Origin of the sequence: Methylobacillus draconifructus, assembly GCF_045984385.1 — a bacterium.
GTDB lineage: Bacteria > Pseudomonadota > Gammaproteobacteria > Burkholderiales > Methylophilaceae > Methylobacillus > Methylobacillus flagellatus_A.
The window spans coordinates 1-8,101 of record NZ_JBJQIJ010000009.1 but is presented as its reverse complement, the minus strand read 5'-3'; the positions used below and the strand labels follow the sequence as shown (position 1 = coordinate 8,101).

General features: G+C 54.3%; 14 protein-coding genes. 4 read left to right on the top strand and 10 right to left on the bottom strand.

The window, feature by feature from the left end:
* Positions 1-101: 101 nt before the first annotated feature.
* The gene (locus tag ACKF11_RS15245; RefSeq protein WP_407993150.1) at positions 102-1,097 is read right to left on the bottom strand and encodes a phage integrase; all 996 of its coding nucleotides are present in this window, start codon (positions 1,095-1,097) and stop codon (positions 102-104) included.
* Between the two features lie 264 nt (positions 1,098-1,361).
* Between ACKF11_RS15245 and ACKF11_RS15240 the strand changes: the two genes are divergently transcribed.
* Genes ACKF11_RS15240 through ACKF11_RS15230 form a run of 3 tightly spaced genes read left to right on the top strand, consistent with a single transcriptional unit; the run spans position 1,362 to position 2,034 of the window.
* Positions 1,362-1,607, top strand: coding sequence for a hypothetical protein (locus ACKF11_RS15240; protein ID WP_407997756.1), 246 nt, complete (start codon positions 1,362-1,364; stop codon positions 1,605-1,607).
* 4 nt (positions 1,608-1,611) lie between these two features.
* Complete coding sequence (locus tag ACKF11_RS15235; protein WP_407993148.1) at positions 1,612-1,842, top strand: DUF4258 domain-containing protein; 231 nt, start codon at positions 1,612-1,614, stop codon at positions 1,840-1,842.
* Positions 1,843-1,851: 9 nt separating this feature from the next.
* A complete protein-coding gene (locus ACKF11_RS15230; protein ID WP_309566158.1) occupies positions 1,852-2,034 on the top strand; it encodes a DUF2283 domain-containing protein in 183 nt (60 codons plus the stop codon).
* Between the two features lie 32 nt (positions 2,035-2,066).
* Here the strand turns inward: ACKF11_RS15230 and ACKF11_RS15225 are convergent, their stop codons facing one another.
* The 8 genes from ACKF11_RS15225 to ACKF11_RS15190 all read right to left on the bottom strand — a co-directional run bounded on the left by ACKF11_RS15225 (position 2,067) and on the right by ACKF11_RS15190 (position 7,416).
* The gene (locus ACKF11_RS15225; protein WP_407997755.1) at positions 2,067-3,242 is read right to left on the bottom strand and encodes a zonular occludens toxin domain-containing protein; all 1,176 of its coding nucleotides are present in this window, start codon (positions 3,240-3,242) and stop codon (positions 2,067-2,069) included.
* Positions 3,239-3,562 carry a DUF2523 domain-containing protein gene (locus ACKF11_RS15220; RefSeq protein ID WP_407993146.1) on the bottom strand — a complete coding sequence of 108 codons (324 nt, stop codon included), beginning with the start codon at positions 3,560-3,562 and terminating at the stop codon, positions 3,239-3,241. Before ACKF11_RS15220 ends, ACKF11_RS15225 begins: the two co-directional genes overlap by 4 nt.
* Before the next feature lies 1 nt (position 3,563).
* The gene (locus ACKF11_RS15215) at positions 3,564-5,024 is read right to left on the bottom strand and encodes a virulence factor TspB C-terminal domain-related protein (protein WP_407997754.1); all 1,461 of its coding nucleotides are present in this window, start codon (positions 5,022-5,024) and stop codon (positions 3,564-3,566) included.
* Positions 5,025-5,133: 109 nt separating this feature from the next.
* Positions 5,134-5,358, bottom strand: coding sequence for a major capsid protein (locus ACKF11_RS15210; protein WP_407997753.1), 225 nt, complete (start codon positions 5,356-5,358; stop codon positions 5,134-5,136).
* Positions 5,345-5,575 carry a hypothetical protein gene (locus ACKF11_RS15205; protein ID WP_407997752.1) on the bottom strand — a complete coding sequence of 77 codons (231 nt, stop codon included), beginning with the start codon at positions 5,573-5,575 and terminating at the stop codon, positions 5,345-5,347. Before ACKF11_RS15205 ends, ACKF11_RS15210 begins: the two co-directional genes overlap by 14 nt.
* Before the next feature lie 85 nt (positions 5,576-5,660).
* Entirely contained in the window at positions 5,661-5,876 is a 216-nt protein-coding gene (locus tag ACKF11_RS15200) for a hypothetical protein (protein ID WP_407997751.1), read from the bottom strand.
* Between the two features lie 5 nt (positions 5,877-5,881).
* Positions 5,882-6,178 (bottom strand): hypothetical protein, encoded by a 297-nt coding sequence (locus tag ACKF11_RS15195; protein WP_407997750.1) that lies wholly within the window; start codon positions 6,176-6,178, stop codon positions 5,882-5,884.
* A 2-nt stretch (positions 6,179-6,180) separates the two neighbouring features.
* Positions 6,181-7,416 (bottom strand): replication initiation factor domain-containing protein, encoded by a 1,236-nt coding sequence (locus tag ACKF11_RS15190; RefSeq protein WP_407997749.1) that lies wholly within the window; start codon positions 7,414-7,416, stop codon positions 6,181-6,183.
* A 198-nt stretch (positions 7,417-7,614) separates the two neighbouring features.
* Here ACKF11_RS15190 and ACKF11_RS15185 point away from each other — a divergent pair, with 198 nt between their 5' ends.
* Positions 7,615-7,845, top strand: a complete 231-nt coding sequence (locus tag ACKF11_RS15185) for a hypothetical protein (RefSeq protein ID WP_407997748.1) — start codon at positions 7,615-7,617, stop codon at positions 7,843-7,845.
* On the opposite strand, the gene ACKF11_RS15180 is transcribed toward ACKF11_RS15185, so the two are convergent.
* A complete protein-coding gene (locus ACKF11_RS15180) occupies positions 7,840-8,046 on the bottom strand; it encodes a hypothetical protein (RefSeq protein WP_407997747.1) in 207 nt (68 codons plus the stop codon). The genes ACKF11_RS15185 and ACKF11_RS15180 overlap by 6 nt on opposite strands.
* Positions 8,047-8,101 lie beyond the last annotated feature (55 nt).

Below are 8,101 nucleotides of genomic sequence, written 5' to 3'. Positions count from 1 at the left end.
ACTCATAATCCGTTGGTGCCCGGTTCGACTCCGGGGAGGCCCACCATAGAATCAAGGGGTTACGTTAATTCGTAACCCCTTTTCTGTTTCTAGTGTCAACACTATGTCAACTCCGCCAGAGGGTTGAAGGTTTTGGCTTCCTGCAGGTGTTCCGGTGCGAGGTGTGCATACTTCATGGTCATGGTGATCGAGCTATGGCCGAGGATGCGTTGCAAGGTGAGGATGTTGCCGCCGTTCATCATGAAGTGGCTGGCGAAGGTGTGGCGTAGGACATGGGTGAGTTGGCCTTGTGGTAGCTCGATGTCCAGGGATGCAATACAGCGCCGGAAGTCTTCATAGCAATCCTTGAATAGGCGCATGCCGAAGCCTTTGATAATACGGTTTGCGATTTCATCGGCTAGGTTTTGTGTGATGGGTATGGTTCGGTTTTTACCGGACTTTGTTTTTGTGAAGTGGATTTGGTTATTCTTGACCTGACCGGTACGCAGTTGTTCGGCTTCGCTCCAACGGGCGCCAGTGCTTAAACAGATTTTGGCGACTAGGTAGGTGTTGGTTTGCCTGGACTGGAGAGCGCCCAGGAGGATTTTGATTTGCTCGTGGTTGAGATAGGAGAGTTCACGCTCTTCAAGCTTGAATTGCCGGAGGTCCCGCAACGGGTTCTCTTTTGTCCATTCGCCTACGCGGCGTAATTCGTTGAATACTGCTCGCAGGTAGGCATGTTCCCGGTTCATGTTGTTTGCTGTCAGGCCGCTTTCAATGCGCTTGGTGCGGTAGCTGGCAAACATGGCTGCATTGAATGTGTCAGCCGTCGGGTTGTGCATGGCTTTTGCCATGGCTAATAGGCGTTGATGGGTGTCTTTGCCTGATCTTAGCTGGCTGCCGTGATGTTTGTACCAAAGGTCCACTAAGTCGGTCAGGCGGCGATTATCCCGCTTTTGTGGTTGCCATGCTGGCGTTTGAATGACCTGGGTTTTGACCCAGGCTTCCCAGGCCAAAGCTTCAGCTTTGGTGGACAAGGTCTTGCGGAAGCGCTTCGCGCCCCGGCCGCCGGGCTGGATGTCGACGAGCCAGCCGGAAGGGGTTTTCTTGATGGTCATGATTGCGGCATTCCCGAAGATCGCGAGAACCACATGAGGAAATAAGCATCAAGGCCGCTCCTTAAACGGCTTCCTTCCCACTGCGTGGGCCCCTTCCATTTACCGCGCCGCTTCGCGGTTTCAGCCTTGACCCTTATTTCCCCACGTGTTGCTGGTCGGCCATGCCGTATGGCACGGGCAAGTGTGCCAAAAACGGGCACACCAACCCATACCAACGGCAGACCTAAACGCGAGGGTACATTGATGAGGATCAGCAGGCATTTCATGAAGTCTAAGGAGTTCAGGGAGCGGCAGTTGTGGCTGGCGTTTGAGTGCGCGACCGGGATTGCGTTGCGTGCGATTGCGGACGGTATGGATGAGGCGCGGCGATGGTTCAAGGATTGGGTGAAGGTGTTCAGGTTTAAGGCCAACGGCAAGACGAGCAAGCCGGTGCAGTTTGAGTTAGTCTTGGTGCAACGGGTTGCTGCCTCGGGTGATTTTTTGACAGGTAATTTAAACAAGGTAAGATAGCCTCATGGAATACAGGTTAAGCGACCATGCGTTGAAGCGGATGGTGAAGCGCGGCGTGAAGGAGGAGTGGGTTAGGGAGACGTTGGCTAACCCTGATACGACGCGAAATGATGCAGATGACATTACGTTGGTTCATGCGGTCAAGGCTATTGCTGATCGAGGATTTAAGCAGTTGCGTGTCATCTATAACGAAACCACTGAGCCAGTGACGGTTGTCACGGTATTTTTTGAATAGGTGATGAATATGAAAATTGAGTTTGATCCGATTGCAGATGCTTTGTATATCGCGCTGAGCGAGAACGATGTGGACCGTACCGAGGAAATCCGCCCTGGCGTGATCCTGGACTATGACGCCCTGGGCAACATTGTTGGTTTTGAAATGTTGTCGGTCAGTAAACAGAGCGGGAAGCTGAAACACGCTGCCTGATGACAAAGCCCCGCAAGGGGCTTTTTTATTGCCTATGTATTTGGAAAGGCCCATTGGCTTTCCTGCATGCGTTGGCGCTGAATCACGCTAGGCTGGATCGGCTGTTGTTCAGCCGGTTGCGATTGGACAGCCTGCACCGGCTGTTGCGCCTGCCTATCGCGTTCGGACTCTTCACGATCGAGCATGCGCTGCCTAGCCTCTTCACTCCGCTGGCGCTCTGCCGTGATGCGATCCCGTTCGGCCTGCTGGCTCAACTCATTGGCCGACTGCCCTGGGTTGAAGTCGACGAACATGCCGCCCTGGATGATCTGCTTGCACAGGTATTCCGGGGTAGCGACGGGCGTTCCCTGTTGGCTATAGCACTTGCACTGACCGCGGAAATCGACGCAGGCAGCCGGCACCGGCACGGTGATTGGTTCGGTGAGCTTGTCATAGACAGGCGCGGTATACGGCAATCCTGGCACCCGTTCCTGCCGTGCCTCTAGCCAAGTCGGTTCCTCTTTGACGTATTGCGGCCTGGCTGGCGCATAGGGCTGGGCTGCCGGATTAGTGACCTTCTCCGTCTGTTGCTCCAGGTTTTCCGGCGTATGGTGATCAGTAAAGCCGTTGATGGTCTTGATCGCATACCAGGCCACGAAAATGAACAGGATCGGCATCAAGACCACCAGTACCAGCCGTGCCGGGATGCGTTTCTTCACGGTATGCAAGTCAGCCGACTTATACCAGCCGAACACCTCTTTTGGGTAAACGAAGTGTTTTTCGATGGAGCCTTTCAGGCTCTTGACGTTTTCGCGTACCGACTGGAATTCATGGATAGTGGATTTCTGGAAACCGTAGAAGCGCACGACATGGAAGTGACGGCCAACGAGCCTGCGCACGTTGCCGTCCAGCAGCATGGGGTGCTGGGTAATCAAGAACAGGTCATGGCCGGAATGCCGGTGCACTTCAAGTTGGCTGACGTATTTAGGCACCGCAGCACCATTGGCCCGTGGCCTGAATGTCGTTTGGCATTCGTCAATCACGATGATCGCGCCCTGGGGACACTCGGTCCAATCCTCGCCTTTCTCCATCCTCTGCCAGTCAAGGGTGAGTTCAGGAATGCCGTGATAGAAGACCGGCCGCATTTCCTTGTCGGCCAGTTCCTTGACGGTCTTGAGCGTGAACAGGCTTTTGCCCGAGCCTGGCAGGCCAGTAATGAGCGTAATCATTTGGTAATCCCGAACTTGGTCATGAGGCCGCTAGTCACGCCCTGGATCACCAGGCGCGCGCTATAAGCGCTGGCGAGTACGTTGAGCGCCTTATCGATCTTGAGCGTGCCGAGCATGCCCATCATTTCCGGGGACACCGCGCTAAAGCTGGTATAGGTGTGCTGCATGATGTAATTGATCAGCACGTCCACCCCTTGATAAGTGATGAAGCCAAAGCCAAGCGCAATGAGCAGCTTGACCAGGCCGTGCATGATGGATTGGCCGAAGCCGCCAATTAGTGCAGCGACGATCCAGGAGGCGATACCAAGGAGAGCAGGCATGTCAGATTAACCCCACGATACGAAGTGCAGCGAGATAGGCCGCTGCCAATAGGAAATAGCCGATCATTTCAAGATAAGGACAGATCTTGCTGAACGGCACCGAGACCGAATGACCACCGATAGAGAACTGGACATCCGAGATACACGAAGCACCAAAGGAATACGGGCCGGAGTCCGACACCAGGGAGCCGACATTGATAGTGCGATTGCCGTCGCCCTCACGGTTCAGGTAAGCCGTGACGTCTTCGTCAGATTCGCCATGCAGCAGGCGCTGGCCTTGCGTGGCGGCATTTTCGAATTGCTGCATGCCCTCGATGTCATCGCAGCGGTCTTGGTGAATCTTGCGGGCCATGGCGCAATTGGCCGCGTCGCCGTCACACTCCCAGGAGCCGCAGCCGCCGCCCCAGGAGCCTTTTTCATTTTCTTTGTCGGCTTCCTTGCAGAGCTGGGCATTCGGGTTTTTCTGGCAATAGGATTCTTGCGGCTCACTCGTGCTTGTGGTGCTGCCGTCCGGGTTGGTAGTGGTTTCCGTGACGGTAGGTTGCGAACCTGCCCCGCTGCCGGGGGTGATGGTGATCACTGGGCTGGGGGTGACGGTCGTTGTCGGTTCAGGATTGGGATTATCCGGTGTAGGCGCTGGCGTTTCGGTCTTGACGGTAGGCTTGGGCGCGACATCGACGGGCTTGCCGCCTGGGGTACCGGGCTTGAGGCACATAACGGTGGTGGTGCCGTTGGTGGTATAGCTGCCCCAGGTCATGCCTTTCTTGGCACATTCGCACTCCGGGCATGGGTCTGGCGTTTCGGCAGGGTCTGGTGCATCTTCGGCGCCGTCCGGCTGTTCGTCCTCGGGCGCATCACAAGGGACGCCGGTATTGTCTTCTACGTCCGTCCACCAGGTCTTTTTCCCGTTGCTGATGACGATGCCCCAGGCATCGCCCAGGCCGTAATAGCAGCCATTAAAGCAAGCCAAGGTGCCGCGATTGGTTAAGGCTTGTTCAGTGCCGCATACGCCGTTGCAGCCGGGCTCGCATTGGACTGGAGGTGCAGCGCAAGAGCCATTAGGTTGCCTCGTTTGACCTTCTGGACAGGCCGGAGGATTAAAACAGTAAGGAGGAGTTCGAGAAGTGCGGAGTTCACCACCATACGGGCAAGAGTAAACCGCCTGCGCAGAATATTGATACTGGAATTCCTGATTATTGGGAGGCGGGTAAAACCCAAAGCATTGCGCACTGGTGCTACTCACATGCACAACCCGGGAATAGGTATATCCCGAAGACACCAAAGAGAACTCGCAAATTTCTTCGGCAGTATCCCTATCTACACCATTGATGCGATATTTCTTGTGCGCATCGTATTCATCGGCAAACGCCTCGTTCGACATCAGGCCTACGAACATGAACAACAAGACATAGGCCAGGGCCGGAATCAGCCAGCCGAATATCACGCGTTGAACAATATCCATAGCGCCCCCAAGATTCCCAACATTACCAGCCAGCCATCCATTGCCGCCCCCCCCTTAAACGAAAAAGGCCATGAGGGCTTTACGCTCATGGCCGATTGGTTACATTGCTTTAGTTACCGCGAATGCTGTTGTAAGCCTTCTTGGTGCCCCATACCAGCAGCATGGCGACACCAACCGCAGCCACCGCAGTGACGGCATCGGCAAACAAGGTGGTGATTTCCGATACGTCGATGGCAGCGGAAGCACCTTGCGAGGCCAGGGCCAATGGGCTGGCGACAATGGCGCCCTTCACAACACGAGTGCCGAACTTGCGAGTTTGATTAATCAGTTTCATTTGATTCCCTTTCTTTCAACATATGAATGACCGCACGGAATGCGGCCGCTGTCGCCCAAAGCAGCCCAATGGATAGGCTGATCTGAACACCTTCTGCAGCGGTGAGATGCATCACACCGTTCTGCAATTCGGCAGGACTCACCACGAGCTGCATGCAGGTGGTGTAGTCGCTTGGTTGGGGTTCCATGACCTGATATTGGCCGGAACCGATGTCCATGAGGCATTTCATGCAAAGCCCAATACGAGCATGCCGCCCAGGCAAAGGCCGATTGCTAGCGCGGCCAAGTTGAGCATCAAGCGTTTCATTGCACTGCCTCCTGTTCTGTTTCAGCGACGATTTCCCAGGCAGAAAACACTGCATAGTCGTCGTCCAGGTTGAGACGTGCCGTATCCACCGCTTCATGCGGGCAATAGAGTCGCCCGGCTTTCTCGGCAAGGTTGGTGTAGCCCAGTTCCTCGGTGAGAAAAGCACCAGTGCTACGGCACTGAATAACGTAGAAGCGGCGGAACTCGGTCATGATGGTTAAGCCGCTGTCTTGAGTTCAGACTTGCCGACCAGCTTGAAGCCCTGGCAGACAATGCCCTTAGTTGTCATTTCCAGGTCGAGTTCAGCCTCGACCGGGTAGGGAAGCTGCTTCAATTTCTCGAAATTGGCTGCTGTGCCGAACGTGATGGTTTGCGCGTTGAAGCCGACTTCAGAGCCTGCCGAGGTGGAGACGGGCATCACAACGTGGATTTTGGTGAAGTCGTGCTTGGTGCCTTCCACCACGTCATTGAAGAAACGAGCGCCCAGAACTGTGACTTTGCTTTTAAATTGCATGGTTAATTCCCTTCATAAACGACAGACATAACGAGGGGCATATGATCCAGCGGGGAGTGGTGCAGGCTGGAATCGACATGCCGGAAAGATGGAGGGAGTACGCCCCTGGGGAGCTTGCCCTCTCGTTTGATTAACTCAAGGACACGTTCAGCCGTCCCCTCGACGTTAAGCATCAGGTTGATAGCGGCACCGCACTGGCGTTTTAGCCATTTCTTGGTGCGCTCATAGGAGATTTCGACGGTTTTTTTTACAGTCAGGATTCGTTCCGCAGTGTCAGAGAAACTGGCGAATACGGGATAAGCCGCTGCAAAGTACTCGTGCGGGAATTTAAGGACGTCAAACGGTATAACTCGGTCGACAGATTTGAATTCGACTTCAAGCCGCATCCATGGCGAATCTGCATCACCAAGCTGTTTGCCTTTTTCATAGCCTCGGAAAAACTTCCCATTCGAGCGGTTGCCAACGTAGACGGTGCGCCCCTTACCATTAGGACGTTTCCAGTTGCCGCGTTGCTCAATATCAGGATTGCGTCCGCCACAGTTGAAGCCTCCATTGTCGTAATGTTCAACCAGGGAATCAGGCGTGAAGAGCTTTCCCGCAATGTCGTCATAGGCGAGGTCAATACGCGTGATTTTTGGGTTGGTTGCAGACTTGAGGAAGTCGAATGTGCGCCTTTCCCACGCACCCCGAGCAGCCGCGCAGCCTTCACCAGAGAGCGAGATCAGCACGGTATTGCGTTGCCCGCCATAGCACACCAGGCCGTAGTTCTCGCCCAGAACATAGGAGGTATGGTAGAAATTGGCTCCCTTGTCCCGCTTGGCGGTAATGCCGAATCCAAACAGGGATTCACACACCATGGAAACGGACATGATGACTTCCTGATCTGTCACCGCCCCCTCAAGCACCTGGAAGGTGTCTTCATGCACCGTGAAATTCAGCCAGTCGATAAAACATACCTTCGAGGAATAGTGTTTCCGGGGTAACACTTCCTTGATTTTTCCACCCTCAAGAACGAGATTTATAGACTTTCCCCCCGTATTACCTAGGGGGGAGGCCAGCACGGCTGCGCCGCCGTCGGCTACGCCCGCCGGGAACGCAGCCGCGATGGCCGCATCCATTGCGTTGACGCTTTCTTTCAAGCCCGCATTGATTCTCTTGAAGTCTTCCGGCGTCAGGCGTGCACGTGCAAGCACATGCGCATCAGCGTGGAGGATTGGACGTTTCTTGATCGAGGCCATTAACGGATGAGCTCCAGTAAAAGGTTGAAACTACAATGAAATTTCCCTTTGTAGGAAAATGCGAGTATGGTGGGAAGTTCTCCAGCTATTGACTCATAGCACTCAGGGGTAACTTCTTGTTCGCGTTTAATCGCGTGTCCATCAACTATCCGAGCCAATCTCTTTGGAATTTCCATCCCCCCCAGGAAAGGAATAGTTATGCGCGCAGCTTTTGTCCTTATGATCAACGGCAAATACGTAGGCTCAAATGGAAGGGGCGGGCTTGAGCTGGTCGATTCCATTGATGAGGCCGAAAGACTCACTTCATATGCCGAGGCGTTCATCGTGGCGAGCCATTGGTTTCTAGACGATTGGCAAATCATTGAAGTCGCTCCCAAGCATCCGTCTGATTCCAGTTCTGGATTTGGACCTTCTGGACTTGCTTCATAGCGAAAACTCCTGATCCAGCGCGTGTTTGTTCAGCAGCGCCAGGTTCACAAGACGGTATTTGCCAATCTCGATGACAGGGAGATAACCGCGATTAATCCAGCCTGTGACGGTGTCTTCGGTGACGCCGACCAGGTCAGCGAACTTGCGCCGGGACATAACCGGTACAGATGGCATTTGACTTGTATCTACTGGACTGTCCATAATCGCGTTAGGCCTCTATATATTTCATTGGATGGCTATACGTGGAATCACGTAT

Excerpts from the sequence above, each read along its gene's own strand:
- ACKF11_RS15205 (WP_407997752.1), bottom strand. The coding sequence starts at position 5,575 with ATGGACATCGGTTCCGGCCAATATCAGGTCATGGAACCCCAACCAAGC.
- ACKF11_RS15195 (WP_407997750.1), bottom strand. The coding sequence starts at position 6,178 with ATGCAATTTAAAAGCAAAGTCACAGTTCTGGGCGCTCGTTTCTTCAAT.
- ACKF11_RS15210 (WP_407997753.1), bottom strand. The coding sequence starts at position 5,358 with ATGAAACTGATTAATCAAACTCGCAAGTTCGGCACTCGTGTTGTGAAG.
- ACKF11_RS15240 (WP_407997756.1), top strand. The coding sequence starts at position 1,362 with ATGAAGTCTAAGGAGTTCAGGGAGCGGCAGTTGTGGCTGGCGTTTGAG.
- ACKF11_RS15200 (WP_407997751.1), bottom strand. The coding sequence starts at position 5,876 with ATGACCGAGTTCCGCCGCTTCTACGTTATTCAGTGCCGTAGCACTGGT.
- ACKF11_RS15215 (WP_407997754.1), bottom strand. The coding sequence starts at position 5,024 with ATGGATATTGTTCAACGCGTGATATTCGGCTGGCTGATTCCGGCCCTG.
- ACKF11_RS15245 (WP_407993150.1), bottom strand. The coding sequence starts at position 1,097 with ATGACCATCAAGAAAACCCCTTCCGGCTGGCTCGTCGACATCCAGCCC.
- ACKF11_RS15235 (WP_407993148.1), top strand. The coding sequence starts at position 1,612 with ATGGAATACAGGTTAAGCGACCATGCGTTGAAGCGGATGGTGAAGCGC.
- ACKF11_RS15185 (WP_407997748.1), top strand. The coding sequence starts at position 7,615 with ATGCGCGCAGCTTTTGTCCTTATGATCAACGGCAAATACGTAGGCTCA.
- ACKF11_RS15225 (WP_407997755.1), bottom strand. The coding sequence starts at position 3,242 with ATGATTACGCTCATTACTGGCCTGCCAGGCTCGGGCAAAAGCCTGTTC.
- ACKF11_RS15220 (WP_407993146.1), bottom strand. The coding sequence starts at position 3,562 with ATGCCTGCTCTCCTTGGTATCGCCTCCTGGATCGTCGCTGCACTAATT.
- ACKF11_RS15180 (WP_407997747.1), bottom strand. The coding sequence starts at position 8,046 with ATGGACAGTCCAGTAGATACAAGTCAAATGCCATCTGTACCGGTTATG.
- ACKF11_RS15190 (WP_407997749.1), bottom strand. The coding sequence starts at position 7,416 with ATGGCCTCGATCAAGAAACGTCCAATCCTCCACGCTGATGCGCATGTG.
- ACKF11_RS15230 (WP_309566158.1), top strand. The coding sequence starts at position 1,852 with ATGAAAATTGAGTTTGATCCGATTGCAGATGCTTTGTATATCGCGCTG.